This window comes from Succinimonas amylolytica DSM 2873 (genome assembly GCF_000378405.1).
Classification (GTDB): Bacteria; Pseudomonadota; Gammaproteobacteria; order Enterobacterales; family Succinivibrionaceae; genus Succinimonas; species Succinimonas amylolytica.
In genome coordinates this window covers 1,057,522-1,076,697 of record NZ_KB899636.1, presented here as the reverse complement: position 1 = coordinate 1,076,697, position 19,176 = coordinate 1,057,522, and the positions used below count along the sequence as shown (strand labels likewise).

Annotated in this window: 15 protein-coding genes; 3 read left to right on the top strand and 12 right to left on the bottom strand. The window is 48.9% G+C overall.

Annotated elements, in window-relative coordinates; translation table 11 throughout:
* Position 1: 1 nt before the first annotated feature.
* From F557_RS0104790 to F557_RS0104740, 9 genes are all read right to left on the bottom strand, one after another.
* Positions 2 to 1,315, bottom strand: coding sequence for a protein-glutamate methylesterase/protein-glutamine glutaminase (locus F557_RS0104790; RefSeq protein ID WP_019001106.1), 1,314 nt, complete (start codon positions 1,313 to 1,315; stop codon positions 2 to 4).
* Between the two features lie 83 nt (positions 1,316 to 1,398).
* A complete protein-coding gene (locus tag F557_RS0104785) occupies positions 1,399 to 3,678 on the bottom strand; it encodes a chemotaxis protein CheA (protein WP_019001105.1) in 2,280 nt (759 codons plus the stop codon).
* Positions 3,679 to 3,730: 52 nt separating this feature from the next.
* Positions 3,731 to 4,492, bottom strand: coding sequence for a protein phosphatase CheZ (locus tag F557_RS0104780; protein WP_019001104.1), 762 nt, complete (start codon positions 4,490 to 4,492; stop codon positions 3,731 to 3,733).
* A 16-nt stretch (positions 4,493 to 4,508) separates the two neighbouring features.
* Entirely contained in the window at positions 4,509 to 4,892 is a 384-nt protein-coding gene (cheY, locus tag F557_RS0104775) for a chemotaxis response regulator CheY (RefSeq protein WP_019001103.1), read from the bottom strand.
* A gap of 458 nt (positions 4,893 to 5,350) precedes the next feature.
* Positions 5,351 to 6,085, bottom strand: coding sequence for an RNA polymerase sigma factor FliA (locus F557_RS0104765; protein ID WP_019001101.1), 735 nt, complete (start codon positions 6,083 to 6,085; stop codon positions 5,351 to 5,353).
* 11 nt (positions 6,086 to 6,096) lie between these two features.
* The gene (locus tag F557_RS0104760; RefSeq protein WP_019001100.1) at positions 6,097 to 6,996 is read right to left on the bottom strand and encodes a MinD/ParA family ATP-binding protein; all 900 of its coding nucleotides are present in this window, start codon (positions 6,994 to 6,996) and stop codon (positions 6,097 to 6,099) included.
* Positions 6,997 to 7,003: 7 nt separating this feature from the next.
* Positions 7,004 to 8,449, bottom strand: coding sequence for a flagellar biosynthesis GTPase FlhF (gene flhF / locus F557_RS0104755; RefSeq protein WP_019001099.1), 1,446 nt, complete (start codon positions 8,447 to 8,449; stop codon positions 7,004 to 7,006).
* A 12-nt stretch (positions 8,450 to 8,461) separates the two neighbouring features.
* The gene (gene flhA / locus F557_RS0104750) at positions 8,462 to 10,546 is read right to left on the bottom strand and encodes a flagellar biosynthesis protein FlhA (RefSeq protein ID WP_019001098.1); all 2,085 of its coding nucleotides are present in this window, start codon (positions 10,544 to 10,546) and stop codon (positions 8,462 to 8,464) included.
* A gap of 209 nt (positions 10,547 to 10,755) precedes the next feature.
* On the bottom strand, positions 10,756 to 12,105 hold the full coding sequence (locus F557_RS0104740; RefSeq protein ID WP_019001096.1) for a tyrosine-type recombinase/integrase: 1,350 nt from the start codon (positions 12,103 to 12,105) through the stop codon (positions 10,756 to 10,758).
* Between the two features lie 386 nt (positions 12,106 to 12,491).
* Here F557_RS0104740 and F557_RS0104730 point away from each other — a divergent pair, with 386 nt between their 5' ends.
* Both F557_RS0104730 and F557_RS0104725 read left to right on the top strand, forming a co-directional pair.
* Positions 12,492 to 13,847, top strand: coding sequence for a carbohydrate porin (locus F557_RS0104730; RefSeq protein WP_019001094.1), 1,356 nt, complete (start codon positions 12,492 to 12,494; stop codon positions 13,845 to 13,847).
* Between the two features lie 250 nt (positions 13,848 to 14,097).
* On the top strand, positions 14,098 to 15,171 hold the full coding sequence (locus tag F557_RS0104725; protein WP_019001093.1) for a MalM family protein: 1,074 nt from the start codon (positions 14,098 to 14,100) through the stop codon (positions 15,169 to 15,171).
* Positions 15,172 to 15,781: 610 nt separating this feature from the next.
* Here F557_RS0104725 and F557_RS0104720 read toward each other — a convergent pair.
* Both F557_RS0104720 and F557_RS0104715 read right to left on the bottom strand, forming a co-directional pair.
* Entirely contained in the window at positions 15,782 to 17,128 is a 1,347-nt protein-coding gene (locus F557_RS0104720; protein ID WP_019001092.1) for a carbohydrate porin, read from the bottom strand.
* 866 nt (positions 17,129 to 17,994) lie between these two features.
* Entirely contained in the window at positions 17,995 to 18,330 is a 336-nt protein-coding gene (locus F557_RS0104715) for a YqcC family protein (protein WP_019001091.1), read from the bottom strand.
* Between the two features lie 36 nt (positions 18,331 to 18,366).
* On the opposite strand from F557_RS0104715, the gene F557_RS0104710 reads away from it, so the two are divergent.
* Entirely contained in the window at positions 18,367 to 18,738 is a 372-nt protein-coding gene (locus F557_RS0104710; RefSeq protein ID WP_157617746.1) for a hypothetical protein, read from the top strand.
* 124 nt (positions 18,739 to 18,862) lie between these two features.
* On the opposite strand, the gene F557_RS18840 is transcribed toward F557_RS0104710, so the two are convergent.
* Positions 18,863 to 19,099 carry a DUF3545 family protein gene (locus F557_RS18840; protein ID WP_019001089.1) on the bottom strand — a complete coding sequence of 79 codons (237 nt, stop codon included), beginning with the start codon at positions 19,097 to 19,099 and terminating at the stop codon, positions 18,863 to 18,865.
* Positions 19,100 to 19,176: the final 77 nt, after the last annotated feature.

Here is a 19,176-nt window from a genome sequence, read left to right as displayed (position 1 = left end):
GCTACTTCACAATGGTGCCTACAATCTCACCGGCAATATCCTGGAGCGGCAGAATCCGGGAGGCAAATCCCGCCACCGCCTTGGGCATCCCGTATATAACTGACGTCATCTCATCCTGCGCCCAGATTTCAGACCCCTTGTCGTGCAAAAGCTTGCAGCCCATTTTTCCGTCCTGTCCCATACCGGTGAGAATTATGGCCAGCACCTTAAGCCCGGCACACCGGGACAGGGAACCCATCAGAATATCAACAGAGGGCCGGTAATAGACCTCCGGCGGACTGTCAATAACTGATATCCGAAAATTCCTGGGATACCGGGAGGTAACTGTGATCTGTCTGCCGCCGGGAGCAATGTATACCCACCCCGGCTTGAGCTGTTCCCCGTCCTCAGCCTCTTTTACATTTAACCGTGACAGTTTATTAAGGCGTTCCGCAAATGATTTGGTGAACAGGGCCGTCATGTGCTGCGCCACCACTATCGGAAACGGAATCGTTTCAGGAAGCTCTGAAATAATCACCTGGAGTGCATTTGGCCCCCCTGTAGAACTTCCGATGGCCAGAATCTGATAGTCGGTACTTCCTTCCGGAACGGAACTTTTGTGGTGCTGGAGAACCTCATTTCTAATCTCTTGACTTTTCTTAAGATTGGTAAGAGCGTTCAGCTCAGCTTTTTTACGGTTAATGAGTGCTTCCAGACGTGCTTCCACGTTGCTCATGGCCTGAATAGCCTTCTGAGTCTGCCGGCTGTTGTCCCACCGTGACTCTGCAGGACGGGACTTTAATTCCGCCGGAGTCATGAATCCTGGGGTACTTCCCCGCAGACGTCTGGAAGAGCTCTCATTAGTCTGAGTTCTGGAAACCGCGACAGCCCCCTGATCTGAACTCTCGGCAGCCAAGCGGCGGCTACGGTACATTATGGAGGAACCGAGTGCTTTCACCTTCGCACACAGATCCTGAACTACCTGAGTCTTTCTCCGGGCTATCCCGGCAAAATCCTTGGGAAGATAGTCGGAAGCTCCCGAGGAAAGAGCCTCCAGTGTCTCACGGGCACCTTCTTCGGTAAGAGATGAAAACATCAGTACCGGAGTGGGACAGATCTCCATGATCTTCTTTACCGCCTCAATCCCGCCCATCACAGGCATTTCCACATCCATGGTGATCACATCGGGCTTGAGGGTTCTGGTCATCTCAACAGCGATTTTTCCGTTGGCGGCTTCACCAACCACGTCAATTTCAGGATCTGTGTCAAACATCTCCTTAAGACGCTTACGGTAAAACGTCGAATCGTCAACAATAAGGACTTTTACGGCAGACATTAAAAAACCCCGATTATCTGGCTCAGAAACACAAAAATCAAAAAAACTCCGGAAATACTACTTGCCGGAGTCCTTAACAGTGATCAGACCACCGGCGGCGAAGCAGTGGCAGCAGCTTCCCGGCGTGCCGGCCTCCTGACAGCCGATTTTGAGATATCCTTTTTAGCATATCCTCTGAGCAGGCTCGGAATGTCCAGAATCAGGGCAATACCGCCATCCGAAGTAATCGTAGCTCCGGCCATGCCCGGAGTGCCATGAAGCAGCTGATCCAGAGGCTTGATTACCACTTCTTCCTGTCCCACCAGTTCATCCACCACAAAGGCTACCTGATTGCCGTTACCCTGCTGTACCAGCACCACATGCCCCCATTCCGGATGCATAAAGCCCTGGGAATGATTCCGGATCAGCCAGTCCTGAAGATAGAAGAGCGGAATGGCTTTTTCGCGGATCACGATAGTATCCTGTCCGTCCACTTTCTTAACGCCGTCCAGTCTGAGATGGAAAATCTCATTTACGGAAGTAAGCGGCAGTGCAAAACTCTGGCTTCCCACCTTGACCATCAGCGTCGGCAGAATCGCCAGTGTCAGCGGCACCTTGATCTCGATGATCGTTCCCTTCCCCAGTTTGGAGTCAATACGAAGGGAGCCGTTCAGCTTGGTAATGTTGGTTTTAACCACATCCATGCCCACACCGCGGCCGGAAATATCCGAAATGTTCTCCTTGGTGGAAAAGCCCGGCTTGAAGATAAGATTAAAGGCTTCAACATCAGTCATGCGTTCCGCGGTTTCCTTATCGAGAACCCCGCGTTTTATGGCCACAGACTTGAGCTTTTGCGGATCCATACCGGCGCCGTCATCAATAATCTTCAGAAGAATATGATCCCCTTCCTGAGACGCACTGAGCGTAACTGTTCCCTGTTCCGGCTTGCCGGCCCTGGCGCGCACATCGGGCATCTCAATGCCGTGGTCGCAGGAATTTCGTACCAGGTGAATCATCGGGTCTGCCAAGGCATCTACCAGTGTCTTGTCCAGATCTGTTTCCTCACCTTCCATCACCAGCTCGATTTTCTTTCCGAGATTGCGGGCCAGCTTGCGTATAAGCTGCGGAAATCTGCCGAACACTTTCTTGATCGGCTGCATGCGGGTCTTCATAACCGCCCCCTGCAGATCAGCCGTAACCACATCAAGATTGGAAATTGTCTTGTTAAGCTCCTCGTTAGACTGCATGGAGCTTCCGATACTGAGAAGCCGGTTTCTCACCAGCACCAGCTCGCCCACCATATTCATGAGATTGTCCAGGATCTTTGTTTCCACCCGAACAGTATCATCAACAGTCACCTTGGCGGCAGCAGCCTTATCGGGATGATGATCCCCTCCCGCCAAAGCATCTCCGGAAGCTGCGGGGTCGGAAGACGGAGCCTTAGACGTTACGGAAGACTTCGCCGTATCCGTAGCTGAAGACGGGCCTGACGGTGCTGGCTTCGAAGGTTCCGGAGTGGCTGGAGCTGCAGGTCTGGCGGCCTTGTCATTGGCGCTGCCTGGAGCCACTCCCTTGCCATGCAGGGAATCCAAAAGAGCCTCGAAGTCATCATCGGTCATAGTATCCCCGGGGCTGGAAAACACATCCTTGACCGGGTCTGCAGGTGCCGGAGCGGGTTTCGGCGGCTCCGGAGCAGGTGTAACCGCTGAGCCGGCGCCGGGTATCGGCACTGGCTTGGCCTCAGCTCCGGCAAGAATGGCATCAAACTCACTCTCAATGTCAGAGCCTGCTTCCGAAGCGACGTTCTTATCATTCGCACTGCCCGGAGCCACTCCCTTCCCGTGCAGGGAATCCAGAAGCGCCTCGAACTCATCATCGCTGATGGTATCTATCCCCGCAGCGGAAGCCGGAGCGGCAGCGGGTTTCGGAGGAGGTGGCGGTGGTGGCGGCGGCGGCGGAGCTACAGGTTTAGGAGCCGGAGCAGGAACAGCCCCCGGAGTACAAAGTGCCTTCAGTCCGTTCAAAAGAGCTTCCGGAGCTTCTTCCGGCATTTCTCCGTTCTGAACCTGATGGAACATCTCGTTAATGGTATCGTATGCCTGAAAAATCACATCCATTAGATCAGATGTAACCGGCACCGTCTTCTTCCGGAGACAGTCAAAAACATTTTCAGCACCATGGCAGGCTTCTACCAAAGGGGTAAGATTCAAAAAACCGGCACCGCCCTTTACCGTATGAAAAGCGCGGAATATCGCATTCAGGAGCTCGGAATCTTCCGGGTTCTTTTCCAGAGCCACCAGCTGCTCTGAAAGATTTTCAATTAGTTCCCCAGCTTCAACCAGAAAGTCCTGGAGAATCTCCTGATCAACACCTTCTAAAGCCATCTAGCATCCACCTAATCTATAATCTGCAAAAAAACATCCGGAAGGTTAAGATTTAAAAGCCAAGACTGGCCAGCAAATCATCAACATCATCCTGATTCTTGGCAACATCATCTCTGTCATCGGGGTTGTGTATCGGTCCCTCGGCATCCGAACCGGTATGCCCTCCCCTGACGCTGCTGCCTGACATCGCCTTATCTCCGGCATAGGCCTTCAACATAGCAACCAGACTGCCCTCAACCTCGCCCACCAGCTTGATAATGCGGTTGATCATCTGCCCGGTCAGATCCTGAAAATCCTGGGCCATTAAAATTTCGGTCAGCTGATTATTCAGGGTATTGGCATCCTTCTGAGCCACCTGGAGCAACGAATAGCTGCCATGGCAGAGACGCACAAAGGTACTCTTGTCTATATCCTTGCGCATCAGTCTTTCCCAGAGGGGCATAATCGCATTTATCGAGGAATCAAGCTTGTCAGCAAGCGGTTTGCACTGATCCACAGCATCCATGGTACGATTGGCAGCGTTATCCGTCATTTTTATGATATAGCGCAGCCGTTCCGTGGCATCGGGAATCTCAGTCTCGGCAATATCCTTAAGCCGGGGATCAACAGTGAAATTGGAGAGCTCGTCATGAAGATTACGAGCCACTTTTCCCACCTCTGAAAAAAGATCGGCCTGATTGCGGTTCACAATTCCAACAATCATGGCATCCGCCTCCTCCTGATAGCCGTCCTCAAGGTATTCCAGAAGGAGCTGGGCTTCTGCTCTGGTAATTAACGGACCTCTCACATGTTCATCACTGCTGTACGTGGTCATAGCACTATCCCGATTTTTAACCTAAACGTTCAAAAATCTTATCAAGTTTTTCCTTGAGTGTTGCAGCCGTAAAAGGCTTTACTATGTAACCGTTGATTCCGGCCTGAGCAGCCTCGATAATCTGTTCTCTTTTAGCCTCTGCAGTAACCATAAGCACCGGCAGCGTCTTTAGCTTATCATCGGCGCGGATTGCCTTCAGAAGGTCAATTCCCTGCATTCCAGGCATGTTCCAGTCGGTAATAACAAACTGAAAATCGCCGCTCTTGAGCATTGGCAGGGCCGTATTTCCATCATCGGCTTCCTGAGTATTGTTAAACCCGAGGTCGCGGAGCAAATTCTTGATAATTCGCCTCATTGTAGAAAAATCATCAACAATTAAAATCTTGATATTCGTGTCCAAAATTAGCCTCCAGGTACACTTTCGATAAGATTCCTGCACAATATGCAACAAGAACACTTCACCCCTTATAACTTAGTGCATTATGCACATGTCCGATGAGTTTTACAGAGATCTATACAGCAATTTGCATTCAATTGAGGGTCACACCCCAAAAAATTACTAAATTATGCGGAGTAAAACAGCTGCATGATGAAAATCCCGTGTAAATAAGCATCCCACTGCCGAACAGTCGCATGCATACCTGTCCCCATAATCTATATTGAAAGATAATCCGAAAAAATATGCTGTGAACTCACCGGATTTTTTTAAAGAAAAACCGAAACGGAACAAATACCGGGAAATCAGAAAACGCAAGAAGGAGTGACAAAGCTCAGAAAACCTGGTCGCCAATATGGCACTCAGGAGAGGAATGACAGGGGGAACTGCATAAGAAAACAGGGAAAATCGGAAAATAATAATCAGTAATCGTCAATCCAATCTCTGAGAACAGCCCGAATTCTCACCGTAGCCTGAGCCATAATCTGGCTGACCCGGGATTCCCCGACGCCGATAACAGCTCCGATCTCCTTAAGATTGAGACCATCATTGTAGTAAAGCGAAAGAACCTGCTGCTCCCGTTCCGGAAGCTGTTTCAGAGCTTCAGAAAGATGGGAACTGAACTGTTCCCGTGAAATCTGGCTGAGCGGTGTCGCCATGGAGCTTCCGGGATCCGTCTCCACCGAAATCACATCCTCGCTGACTCCCAGATCGTCAATACCGATAAAGTGACTCACCGCCTCCTCTGACACCATGCGGTGGTACTCGTCAATGGATATCTGCATTCTTGCGGCAACCTCGCTGTCCCGGGGCTGACGGCCCAGCTCATGAGAAAGCTTGTTGATAACCGCCGCAATGGAACGGGCATTTTTATGAACTGACCGGGGCGCCCAGTCGTCGTTGCGGATTTCGTCCAGCATGGCCCCGCGAATTCTGATGGAGGCATAGGTTTCAAACGAGGCCCCCTGCAACCCCTCGTAATTTCTGACAGCCTCCATAAGACCTATCATTCCGGCCTGGATCAGGTCGTCAACCTGAACTACCGGCGGAAGCCGGGCTTTGAGATAGAGAGCAATACGCTTGACCAGCGGTGCATACTGCATCACCATGCCGTCCCGATTGTTCTTCTGACTTAAATAAGCCCTGGTCGGATTCAATTTGAGCTTCCTTACGTGCCGCTAAGCTGATTATCTTCCCCGCCTCCGTCATTGGCCACCGACCGTTTAACCAGATTTTCCACAAAAAACTCCAGATGTCCCTCCGGACGGTACGGGATAGGCCAGGTAGCAGCTCTGAGAGCCAGAGCTTTGAAGGCCATGGCTGCGGGAGACTTGGGAAAGGCATCCACGATAACCTGCCTTTTTCTCAGTGCCATTCTGATATTATTATCCATGGGTACACATGAAACAAGTTCAAGGGCCACATCCAAAAAGCGATCCGTGACCTTTGTCAATTTGGCAAAAAGGTCCTTTCCCTGTCTGAGACTGTTAACCATATTGGCAACAATCTTAAAGCGTGAAACTCCGTATTCAGTGTTCAGAATCTTCATCAGAGCATAGGCATCAGTCACGGAAGTCGGCTCGTCACAAACCACCACCAGCACATCCTGGGCAGCCCTGGCAAAGGCCAGCACCATATCCGATATTCCGGCAGCGGTGTCCACAATAAGCACGTCCACCGGAGTCTTTAATTCACTGAAGGCCCGGATAAGCCCGGCATGCTGAGCCGGAGACAGCTCCACCATAGCCTGCTTTCCCGATGATGCCGGAACTATCTTAAGTCCATGAGGTCCTTCTACCATCACCTCATCCAAAGAGCATTCGCCGGAGAGCACATGGAACAGGTTTTTATTAACCTTGATACCCAGCATGACATCAATGTTGGCCAGTCCCAGATCCGCATCCAGGAGCATCACCCTTTTTCCCTGGGCACACATGGCAATCGCCATATTCAGGGACACACTGGACTTGCCAACGCCCCCCTTGCCGCCTGTTACGGTAATTACCTTCACACCCTGTCCGGAAAGATTTCCGCCTGCCATTTTTCTTAATCCTTCTGCCTGATCCATAATCTCTCTACTCTCCCCTGTCCAGATCCCTGGCCCATGACGCCTTCCCGGCATCCTCGGAACCAAGCTCCAGTTCCGGTTCCAAATCCTCAATCTGGGAAAGAAGCATGGAAACCAGCCTGCGGGCATCTCCAATTTCCAGATCCTCCGGAACCCGCTGTCCAGAAGTGGTATACGCTATCGGAATATCCTGTTCGATAGAGATGCTCAGGGCATCGCCAATACTGACACTCTCGTCCAGCTTGGTGATTATGAGACCATCAACGCCGGCTTTCCCGAAACGCCTGACAGCATCCTCAAGCACCTTCCGCTGCGCGGTACCCGGAAGCACTAAATAATGCTGGAGCTTGATCCTGGCATTACGATCCAGCTCCATAAGCTCCTCCTCGAGTCTGGTATCCCGCTGCCCCAGTCCAGCAGTGTCAATAAGCACAAGACTGCGGTTTCTGAGCTGATACAGCGCTTCGGAAAGGGTGGTCACATCCTCCACCACCTTAACGGCACAGCCCATGATTCTGCCGTATGTCAACAGCTGTTCGGAAGCTCCGATACGGTAGTTGTCAGTGCTGATAAGAGCCACCTGATCCGGACCATACTCCAGGGCAAATCTGGCTGCCAGCTTGGCAATGGTGGTAGTTTTGCCGACTCCCGTGGGACCGATAAGAGCCACGGCTCCGCCGTTTTTAAGTATCACGTCCTGACCGACTCTGACGTTGTTTTCCAAAATCCGTGCCAGATCCCGCCACGCCTGAGACAACTGAGCATCTCCGGCTATCCGGTTTGTGACACGGTCGGCCGTTTTTTCTGAAAAACCTCCGGAAACCAGCAGTCTGGCTATCATCGCCCTGACCGGCTCCTCACGGCTCCGTTCGTCATGCATGAGGCCTGCCAGCTGATATTGCAGGAGATGTCTTATGGCTTCCACCTCCCGGGACAGCTCTGTCAGTTTAGCGGAATCCTGAAGAACCCGATTCTCCGGTTCCCGGCCATCCTTACGGTCTCCGGTTCCCCGTGCCGGCTGATAGCCCTTGAAGGCATTTCCGGAACCGATGCTGGGCGGAGCCTTGACATTCTCGGCACGCACTCTCTGAGCTCCTGCCGTATTCTGCTGTTCCTGTCTGGAAAGCAGAGCCGCCAGAGAATCGGCAAATTTCTCCTGACGCTGACTTAAATCAGCCATTTTATTGACGTTTTTTCCGGCAGGGCGACGTTTTTCCGGCAGAGATCCTGACGATATATTGACACTGTCATCGGGAATATCCCTCTCGTAGCCTGCAGTGCCAGGATCGCTTTCCGGGGCCGCGGTCTTGGCAGAATCTCCCACTCCGGCCACAATCTCCACTCCGCCGCTGACATTTTTGCTGGACATGATAATGGCTTCGGACCCTAGCTCCTCCTTTATTTCCTGGAGCGCCGAACGCATATCCTTTGCAAAAAACCGTTTCAGATTCATTTACTACCCCTGTTACTGTCCTACGGCACTGACAATCTTGATCTGCTTGTCGTCAGGTATTTCCTGATAGGATAAAACTCTGAGCCCCGGTATGGAATTCTTCACAAAACGTGCCAAGGTATTTCGTAAAAGTCCCGAAGTCAGCAGAATTGCGGGTTCTCCTTCCATCTCCTGCCGGTTGGCCGCATCCGCCAGCGACTTCTGCATTCTTTCCGCCAGTCCCGGCTCGATACCGGCTCCGTCGGCCCCGCCTGACTGCAGGGACTTGTGCAGAATGTTTTCCAGATCCCGGGACAGTGTAATAACCGGAATAACTGCGGCAGACCCCACAATATCCTGCACAATAAGCCTTCTGAGACCGATGCGGCAGGCAGCGGTAAGTACCTCGGGATCCTGACTCTTGGGAGCATAGTCCGTCAGAGTCTGCAGGATGGTGCGCATATCCCGGATCGGAACTCCGTCGTTAAGAAGATTCTGCAGCACATGACAGAGGTTCCCCAGATTGATAATTCCCGGCACCAGATTTTCTACCAGCTTGGGCTGGGTCTTGGAAACAATGTCCAGGAGATTCTGCACCTCCTCCTGTCCTAGCAGAGAAGCAGCGTTCTGAGCCAGAATCTGGCTCATATGGGTAGCCACCACCGTGGCGGAATCCACTACAGTATAACCATAGCCAAGAGCCTGATCATTCTCCGACTTGCTGATCCAAACAGCATCAAGACCGAAAGAGGGATCCTTTGTGGGGGTTCCCTTAAGATTCCCGAACACCTGCCCGGGATTAATAGCCAGCTCCCGATCCGGATAAACCTCCGCCTCGCCAAGACTGACTCCCATCATAGTGATGCGGTAGGCATTGGGGGAGAGATCCAGATTATCCCTGATATGCACCGCCGGAACCAGAAAGCCCAGCTCCTGAGACAGCTTCTTTCTGACCCCTTTGACACGGCTCAAAAGCTCACCGCCCTGCTTCTTGTCCACCATAGGGATCAGCCGGTAGCCCACCTCAAGTCCGATAACATCCACAGGAGCTACATCGTCCCAGCTGAGCTCCTTCTTGTCCGGAGATGGTGCGCCGGCAGAACTGACAGGAGCATTCTTGGCCTCCTCCTTTTTCTTGAGATCCCGCCTTCTCATATACCAGGCCAGTGCCCCGCACAATGCCGCCAGAAACAAAAACGGCAGGTGCGGCATGCCCGGTACAATAGCAATGACCCCGAGAATTGCCGCGGCCACAGTGGGAGAACGGGAATCCCGGAATATTTCGGAAATAACCGCCTTGCCCATATCCTGATCGGTATTCTGTCTGGTAATGATTATGGCGGTGGCCACGGAAAGCAGCAGCGACGGAATCTGGGCAACGAGGCCATCCCCCACCGTCAGCTTGGTGTAGATGTCAGTGGCATCGGCAAATTTCAGATTATGCTGGGCAATTCCGATAATCATGCCGCCGATAACGTTGATAAACAGGATCAGAATGCCGGCGATGGCATCCCCCTTCACGAATTTGCTGGCACCGTCCATGGCTCCGTAGAAATTGGCCTCCTGAGTTACCTCGGCGCGCCGAACCTTGGCCTGCTCCTGAGTAATAAGTCCGGCATTAAGATCAGCATCAATGGACATCTGCTTCCCGGGCATGGCATCCAGAGTAAAGCGCGCGGTAACCTCGGAAATACGTCCTGCGCCCTTGGTGATTACCACAAAGTTAATAATCACCAGGATGGCAAACACGATAAGACCAACAACAAAATTGCCGCCCATTACCACATTCCCGAAGGATTCGATAACCTTTCCGGCAGAGGCCCCTCCCCCGTGTCCATAAACCAGAATGACCCGGGTGGAGGCCACGTTGAGAGAAAGACGAAGCAGCGTGGCAATAAGCAGCACTGACGGGAAGGAGGCAAATTCCGTGGGCTTTTTCGTATAAATGGTTACGAAAAGAATCAGCATGGAGATGGTAATGTTAAAGGTAAATAGCATGTCCAGCAAAAATGCCGGCATGGGAAGCATAACCATGCCGAGGCACATCAGCACCAGTACCGGAGTGCCGACTGATTTTGCAGGCAGGGTTTTAATTCTGTTCCAGAGATCCAGAGCCATATAGCAGAAGCTTCCTATTTTCTTACCTAAGGCATTATATGATCATTGCTGTTTATTGCTGTCCGTGTCCCTCCCGCAGTGCTTCAAATTCATGAAAGGGATCGTGTTTCACCGTAAAAACCAAAAACGGTAATTTCCTGAAAACTGAGGATTACCCAAAAAAAAAACTGCTGTTCACATTTGCCAGAACTGATATTCCGGAGCATATTTCATACCAGTTCCGACACTCCGGATTCCGCCCTGCCGGCCTGGAGATTCTCGGAAAGCCTGCGGGCAATATGCTCCCGGACTTTTTTTGAAACAAGTCCCAGAATCCAGTCTCCGTAAAGCTGCTGCAGTCTGACCCGATCGTTAAGATAGTCCTGCCGGTTGTAGGAATTCTCCACGGCACTTCGGATGTCATGGGACAAATACAGCTCCCGGGCCGTAAAACATATTCCTTCCGGATTAATAAGCTCAATTACCGTCCGGAACACAGAACGGGTGCCGTGAAGACTCATGCGTTCCCGATAACTCTCCGGAATGCTTTTTCTGAGAAATTTCGGAAAGGAATCGGGAGGCATTTCCCGGTAATAGTCCTTAAGCCTGAGTAGCAGAGTTTTCATAACAGGAGTGACCGGAACCCGGAAGCCTGAACTGTCCCCTTTCCTGGTGGACTTCACCTCGATGGATACCACAAAACTGTCGGAACCCGGAATATTCTCCATCCCTGAGGCATTCATAATCACCCGGTAGGTTTCGGAGATGCGGGTGGCCAGTATCATGTGACATAGCCAGGTCAGAAAGACCGGTTCCCGGCATTCCTTTTCCAAAGTCGCGAGAAACCCTTGTACGCTTTTAGCTGCAATGTCCAGATTGTCGAAAGTATTACAGGACAAGGCGCTGCGATGCTTCACCGGAACCCCCTCGCAGGTCTCGTACAGTCCCCGAAAGGGATTATCGGGAATGAGCTTTCTTTTAACTCCCCATGAAACAATGCTGTTCAGAATGCAAATGTAGTACCGGCAGGTATTCTTATGGAGAGAAAAATCCAGCTCATCAGGGTTAATCTCCGAAACCGGAGTATTCGCAAAACCGGCACAGTATCCGGAAATCACCGACCGGTAGGATTTCACGGAACTATCCTTAAGATTATGATTCTGGATGTACAGGTTCAGGAGATCCTTCAGTGTTATTTTACGGAAGCCCTGATTCCGGAGGATTTTGTCGCGGCGTTCTGCTATTTCCCGGATCCCCTCCAGCAGAATCTTCCGGTTCAGCATTCCTGCCTGCTTTCTGACCTCCCTCAGGGAGATCTCAGAAACTGTCCCCATGCTTTTATACCGGGATTTCGATTTTACCGAATCGTCAGAACAACCATCACCGGACGCTTCAAAACATCGTTCCGAATACCGGTAGACATATGCGACCGACAGCCGGGACGTGCTTTTCTGAATTCTGACAAAAAGGCGCCTGACTCCGTAAACCTTCAGCATTGCCGAGGTTCTGCCTCCAAGATCATAATGCACAAGGTTCTTCACATCCTTCTGTGTCCTGATTTCCGGTTTCTGAATTTCCATTTCCTATGTACCAACAATCGCCATTTAGCACCGCCGCTATCATTATCTTTGTCACAGATACTCCCCAATATCAGCCTTCGGACGGCGTTCCAGGTCACAAATTAGTAACACACCAGTTTCAAAAAGGAGATTACGGACAAGGCTGCCAGAACTCACTGGAAGCAGATCTGCTGGGAGTTTATTTCACCATCAAAAATAGTTTTTTCAAACAATTTAGCAACATCCGTTTTCAGTATTGAGACTATGCACCGGACAATAAAAACAAAACCGAAGACCTGAAATACTTGCTCCATAGGCGTTAAAACCATGAACGGAAGCGTCAGTCTTAAATATACAAAATCCTGGGTAAATATAATGTTTAACCCTAAAAGGGAAAAGGAATTATTATGAAGGCAAAATGGCTTCCTTTAGCAGCTGGTGTTGCTCTTGCTGCTGGTTCTGTTGCTGCTTCTGCAGTTGATTTTCACGGTTACTTCCGTGCTGGTACCAACCTCGCTTTCTCCGGTGGCAATGCTTACTGCCTTGGCACCGGCGCTGATGGCCACAAGGTAGGCCGTCTTGGTGATGAATGCGATACCTATGCTGAAATCGCTCTTTCTCAGGACGTTTACAACAAGGCTAATACCAAGTTTGATGTTCATACTCTCGTTGCTTACGGCACCACTGAAGGTACTGTTGACAAGCAGGGCAATGGCTGGCAGGGAATTGGCGGCAATGGTCCTTGGGGCGGTCAGAGAGAGTCTATTCGTGAACTCTGGTCTGGCTACACTCCTGCTGAAGGCTACACCATTTGGGCTGGTAAGAGATTCTATCAGCGTAAGGATATCCACATTCTGGATTTCTACTACCTGAACAACTCCGGCTATGGTACCGGTATTGAAAATATTGACGTTGGTCTGGGCAATGTGTCTCTTGCTGTTATTAAGTGGGCCAATGACAACGGTGCCGGTGATGATGATGTTTGGAGAAATGTATACAAGCTTGATGCCCGTTGGAATGGTATTCCTGTTGGCTTCGGCACCCTTGATGCATCTGTAATTTATGCTCTCCCTTACATCTCTGACCATCAGAGAGATATTTATGACGGCGACCGTCGTGGAAACCAGGCTGATTCTGGTGTTCTCCTCACCCTCGACCATTCTTCCAGTGTAAACACCGATTCCCTGAGCCTGATGAATAAGTTCATCTTCCAGTTTGGTACCAACGGCTTTGGCTACGTAGGTGCTTTCAAGAACCACGCTGGTGATAACTACACTCCTGATTTCGGTGTACAGGGTATTCGTCTCATCGACTGGGGTACTCTCGATATGGGTAACTTCGGTTTAGGCTACTCCCTCCTGTGGGGCCACCTGAACAGCCAGAATAAGCACCAGAACAGATCTGCTGCTTGGACTTATACCCGTTCTGGCTGGGAGTACAGCATTGTTCTCCGTCCTGAGTACAAGTGGACTGAATTCACCCGTACCACTCTCGAAGTTGGCTATTCTCAGATGAAGACCACTGGCTGGGTTGTTGATCCTACTATCCATGCCGGCAAGGATCCTGAGGTTCATAAGGTTACCCTGGCTCAGCAGTTTACCCCGGGTAAGGGCTTCTGGTCTCGTCCTGCTATCCGCTTCTATGTTTCCTACATCGGCGGTGATCAGTTCGGTGATAGCTGGAATCCTGGCTACAAGAACCACAACAAGGATCGTCATAACTTCCAGTACACCATCGGTTCTCAGGTTGAAGCTTGGTGGTAATAGAGAAGTTTAACTTCCTGGTTAAATTTTGATAATAAGAGGGCAGCATAATTAAGCTGCCCTTTTTCGTTTCCGGTTTTTGTGTTTCTTGAGAAATAATTCGGCTCATGTGGTGGAATCTTCGGTATCTGAATCCGGTCCAACACATCTGCAGCACGTCGAAATCTTCCTGAAAATGATCTTTCGTCAAACTTTTTCGTAAATTAGGTGTCCTATAGGATAAAATAGGAGTCATTAGCACGGAGGCTTTATGCGAAAGTTACTTCTTTTAACTTCATTTTTAACTTTGACGGCATGTTCTACTGTTACTGATGTATTTACCAAACCCAGTCCTTCCTTCCTTTCTGCGGCCGAAGGAGAAAAGCAGATCCAGGAAGCGGAAGCCTGCTGTGCCGATGGCAATATTCTTGATAAGGAAATGATCAGTGTAACTTCAGCACTGGAAGAAAAGTATTTTATCGATGCCAATAATGCCAGAGCCTTTAATTTCCCTACCGGAAAAAGTTTCTTCAAGGTATTCCAGTTACCTTTGAATATTGCGTACCTTCAGGTTGAAATGAGCGCTACGATTATCAATACTGTTTTTCAGCCCCGGGTGGATTTTTACAACAAGGATCGCAAGCTGGTCAGTACCCTGAAGCCTTCGGCTTTCCGTTATAGGGCAAGCTACATCGGAGACGGTTATCTTTCAGCCAAGCTGGCCATTAACAATGCCGGCGCTGCCCCGGGACATGAATTTGCCTATATGGTGATTTACACCACCGATGAAGCCAAGGCTGATACCACCTCCATTATTAATCCGGAAATTCGCCGTCAGGAAGCGTTGCAGCTTCAGAAAACTGCACTCCCCAATGTTCAGGTAAAGCATTCCGCTATCGGTGAGGTTGAAATTTCTTTCCGCTTCCGCCAGAAGGAGGATGATGTTACCAACGATATCATTAGTTACTTCGATCAGCCTTTGTTCGGCGGAGAGGGCAAGAGCAATCGTGAAGAGAACGTCATTCTTGCCAACGGCAAGGCTATTTCCACGTCTTCCCAGTCCATCGGTTCCACAGCAGTGGTTTCACTGGATGGCAAGGGTAATGAAATTGTAAATTCCTCCAGCAATAATGCTCCCAGTCTGCAGAATACTTCACTGAACAGCAGTGCCCCCGCAGGATCCATGCTTAAGGAAACTGAAGATCTTTACAACAAGCTTATCAGGGACAGCGTAAGAAACGGAGATCTTTCAAGAGCCATGTCCTTGGTAGGAGAAGCTCAGAGAGCCGGTTCTGCTTCGGCGCAGCAGACATTCATTGATGCCGTGCAGTCCATGAAGAAGTAGCTCCAGATAATGAGCGGAAGGGAATTGTTATCAGCTTCCCGTTTTGAAGTTTTCTGAAAAATTGAAGCCGTGGCTAAATGTCGCGGTTTTTTTATGTGCTTCTCAGACAATTAAGGGCGGATTTCGTGATTGTAGTACGGTCTTTGCAGATGCCTGGTTCCAACTTACCGACATGACTGCTGAACTACGGAAGAGTAATGTCGCATTCATTCCTAATCCGGGATTTTCTGAAGTTTTCTCAAAATATTATTCCGATATCGGTATAGGAAAGTTTAGCAGTTAATAAACCACGGTTTGCAAATCTAACACTGCAGGCCAGACCATGAAGAATACGGCGGTGCACAGTTAGATATTTAATGATTGCTTTGAATGAGAAAATTGGATGTGAATAAGCAAGGCAACACTTAGAAGTGACTTTTTATGTAGCAGAGTTATGAGGCTTTAAAAGGAAAGTGGAAATATAACAGTGATCAAAAAAGCCCTTTCACTTCATTTCTCAAAAATCCGTGAAAGAGCTAATACCTAGAGAGTTTTTCTATCCCCTCGCCAAGAGGATACTGATTATAGGATCCTCTGGCTCGCGTCAGGACGAAAAAACTGAAACCTCTTATTACCACCAAGCTTCAATCTGAGAGCCTAAACTCCACTGGAAGTTATGATTTCCAAGTTTCTTAAGACCAACCTTGCTCTCGAACTGATCGCCACCCTGGTAGGAAGCATAGAAGCGGATAGCCGGACGCTGCCAGAATCCCTTACCCGGAGTAACTTCCTGAGCGAGAGTAACCTTGTAGATATCAGGATCATGGTTAGGATTCTTCTGGAACCAGCCCCAACGACCGTGATCAGTCTTCTTCTGTGAATATCCGGCCTCAAGAGTGGTGCGGGTGTATTCTGTCCACTTGTAAGAAGGTCTCACAGTGATGCTGTACTCCCAGCCATCGTTAGGTCTGCTCCAGGAGCCGTCTGAATGTTTACCATGGTTGATGTAACCCCAGAACAGTCCGTAGCCAATGGTGAAATCGGCAATGTCATAGGTACCCCAGTCCACCAGTCTTACACCATAGATATGCTTGCCAGAAGTGTAAAGATTGGTACCATTGGAACCAAAAGCTCCAACGTCTGAGAAACCATTAGTACCCCACTGAACAATGAAGTGATTCATCAGTGAATCAACTGAAAGAGCGTGATCCAAGGTCAGAAGAACACCTGAGTCCTCATTGAAGGTACCAGTTGCATGCTTTTCCTGGTACTTAGATACCATGGGAATTCCGTAAATAACAGCTGCGTCAAGAGAACCAAAAGAACCGAGACCAATGCCATTCCAACGGAGATCGAAGTTGTAACTATTCCTGTAGGTGGTATCACCATAAATATCAGAAGCACTATCCGCTGTAGAATTTTTCATGACAGCAAAGTTCATGTTGCCTACACCAACATTGATATTCTCAATACCAACACCATAGCCAGCAGTTGACAGAGTATAGATATCCCAAATGTGAATATCCTTGCGCTGATAGAATCTTTTGCCTGCCCAAAGGGTATAATCGTCGGTTACGTAGTTGCCCCAGAACTCACGGATGGCGATACGGCCACCATCCCAAGGACCTGCATTCCCATTTCCTGAGCTACCGGCAGCCTGCCAGTCGTTCCACTGAGTATCATGACCGTCATCAGACTGTGGAGTACCGTAAGCCATACGGGTGTAAATGTTAAACTGTCTGTTAGCCTTATTGTAGAGTTCCTGACCAAGAGCAATTTCGGCATAGGTATCGCACTCGTCGCCAAGACGACCTACCTTGTGACCTGCAGTGCCGTCACCGCCGCAGAATACATCACCGCCGCGACCACTAACCTGAATACCGGAACGGAAATAACCGTGAAAATCAACTGCAGAAGCAGCAACAGAACCAGCAGCAAGAGCAATGCCAGCTGCTAAAGGAAGCCATTTTGCCTTCATAATAATTCCTTTTCCCTTTAGGGTTAAACATTATATTTAAACCAAATTTCAAATCTTGCTTCTGAGGACCACCCTCTCCGTAAGATTTGACAACATTATACTTTTACTTTTTGAAAACGTATATTGATTCAGATCACATTTTGGCATTTATTAGCAATAATCACGTAAATTTGCATTTTAAAGGATAACCATCTAGTAACATTTAAATTGCCATGAGAAAATTCTATAGAAAGTATTTTCACACAGTGTTTACAAAATATTTCACTATTTGAAAACGTTAACTTTTGCCACTTTTACCCCCTGTTACGGCAAATTTTTTATCAAAAAACGGAACTTTTTTTGAGACTCCAAGTCAGCAGTGTGTTTGAAAACGTCTTTCAAATTTTGTTTTTATTTCATTCTTACTGAAATTTTCCATTTTTCACTATCCGGCACAGTCACTACTGTCATCACAGCATCATTTTCAAACATCTAAGACATTGCACAATAAAGCTTCATAGCATATTTCCTAAATATTGAATGCCACCAATCCCGACTTCCATTCAAAACTCTCCCATCAGACATCCAGTCCCGAGCTTGAGAATGCAAAAAATTTTGACAACTTCTTCTCCGGATAACTAACAAGTACGATTACCAGGAAAAAATCCCCTCCTTATCCGTATCATCGTACGTTCTTCGAAACAACTGCAAGAACAGCATGAGAAGATAATGAGATCGAACAGAAAGTATGATTATTATGATATAGAGGGAAGAAAGGAAAAAGCCGTAACATATTTCTGAATTGACATGAAGAAGAGCGAGTACATAATTTAGCTCCCTCATTCCTAAACTTCCCCGGAATATTGTTCCCGGGGATAACACCAACCTCAGGAAGCCGCTGCCGTTCTCTCAAAAAAACTGTCCAGCCGGTGTATACTTCTCAGAAGCCCCATATATCTGGAACGATCCTCATTGTAGTATTCATAGGCATACGGAAAAATCCGGACCTTCCCGGGAAGCTTCCCGGAAGCCGCAATAACGTCCCGCAGCCTCCTTATCAGTACATAATGAAGCCATTCATTGAAGCTCATGGTATCCAGATAAAAAGGACTTTCACTCTTAAAAGCCTCCGTAGCCGGCTCGGGAACATCCCAGAGCCCCAGATTCTTAAGCTCGTTTTCCATTTCTGATAAAATAGTCTCAAGTTCTTTAAAAGAAGACATAATTCCTCCTGTTCCACTATTATCTCTATTATGAACATGACAAGAAACAATAATCTTGAAGTGATCCTGGCAGCCTGTGCGGAACTCACCGCCTGCGGCAGAGATGTTACTACAGCAGCAGTAAAATTTCACATTCCAAAGACAATTCCCTTCCCTGATACGGTCAGAGGTGTAATTGCCTGGCAGAAAATGCCGGATGAGGATAAGAAAAAAATGACAGAAAAGTACTATCCCGGGAACAGCACAGCAGAAGAAACAGAGGCTTTATCCGGCCACTATGAAAGGAATTCAGGCGAGTCATCTATGATATCGGATGACGCCTTTCTGAAAATGACACCCGACGACAGGCTTCTCTACCTCAAAAGGCTTCTTGAGATAATCCTGACGAAATCCAGCACTCCGAACTGACAGATAACGCCCAGAACAAGCACAGGAAACAAAACCACTGGCAGCACCGTCATAAAAAGCTGCCATTACCATCAGCACGGCATAAAAAAGCCCCCTGTACATTACCGGAGGCCTTTTGCGGTGTTCAGAATTCCATATATTCCTGACTGGAATACGGATCAAAATCGGGATTGATTTCCTTCAGAGCCTTAAGAAGCTGGAACTTTCTTCTGATTGCTTCAATCTCACGCCAGCGACTCTTTTTTCTTTTCTTGGAGCCTGAAACGGATTCATCATCGTCAAACACGCCGGACGCAACTTCACTGCTTTCTGCAAGTTCAGCGGTACGGGCCTTTGCAGCACGGTTAATTCTGGTTGCCATAAAGCCTCCTCTAAATTCGAGTCCTAGGTTAGATTAGCCTCCCTGTGTATGATTTTCCAGCTGACATTCCTGAGATT

What these genes read in the sequence shown, in the direction of transcription:
- F557_RS0104790 (WP_019001106.1), bottom strand. Translation starts at nt 1,315, where the DNA reads ATGTCTGCCGTAAAAGTCCTTATTGTTGACGATTCGACGTTTTACCGT.
- F557_RS0104785 (WP_019001105.1), bottom strand. Translation starts at nt 3,678, where the DNA reads ATGGCTTTAGAAGGTGTTGATCAGGAGATTCTCCAGGACTTTCTGGTT.
- F557_RS0104780 (WP_019001104.1), bottom strand. Translation starts at nt 4,492, where the DNA reads ATGACCACGTACAGCAGTGATGAACATGTGAGAGGTCCGTTAATTACC.
- F557_RS0104760 (WP_019001100.1), bottom strand. Translation starts at nt 6,996, where the DNA reads ATGGATCAGGCAGAAGGATTAAGAAAAATGGCAGGCGGAAATCTTTCC.
- flhF (WP_019001099.1), bottom strand. Translation starts at nt 8,449, where the DNA reads ATGAATCTGAAACGGTTTTTTGCAAAGGATATGCGTTCGGCGCTCCAG.
- flhA (WP_019001098.1), bottom strand. Translation starts at nt 10,546, where the DNA reads ATGGCTCTGGATCTCTGGAACAGAATTAAAACCCTGCCTGCAAAATCA.
- F557_RS0104740 (WP_019001096.1), bottom strand. Translation starts at nt 12,105, where the DNA reads ATGGAAATTCAGAAACCGGAAATCAGGACACAGAAGGATGTGAAGAAC.
- F557_RS0104730 (WP_019001094.1), top strand. Translation starts at nt 12,492, where the DNA reads ATGAAGGCAAAATGGCTTCCTTTAGCAGCTGGTGTTGCTCTTGCTGCT.
- F557_RS0104725 (WP_019001093.1), top strand. Translation starts at nt 14,098, where the DNA reads ATGCGAAAGTTACTTCTTTTAACTTCATTTTTAACTTTGACGGCATGT.
- F557_RS0104720 (WP_019001092.1), bottom strand. Translation starts at nt 17,128, where the DNA reads ATGAAGGCAAAATGGCTTCCTTTAGCAGCTGGCATTGCTCTTGCTGCT.
- F557_RS0104715 (WP_019001091.1), bottom strand. Translation starts at nt 18,330, where the DNA reads ATGTCTTCTTTTAAAGAACTTGAGACTATTTTATCAGAAATGGAAAAC.
- F557_RS0104710 (WP_157617746.1), top strand. Translation starts at nt 18,367, where the DNA reads ATGACAAGAAACAATAATCTTGAAGTGATCCTGGCAGCCTGTGCGGAA.
- F557_RS18840 (WP_019001089.1), bottom strand. Translation starts at nt 19,099, where the DNA reads ATGGCAACCAGAATTAACCGTGCTGCAAAGGCCCGTACCGCTGAACTT.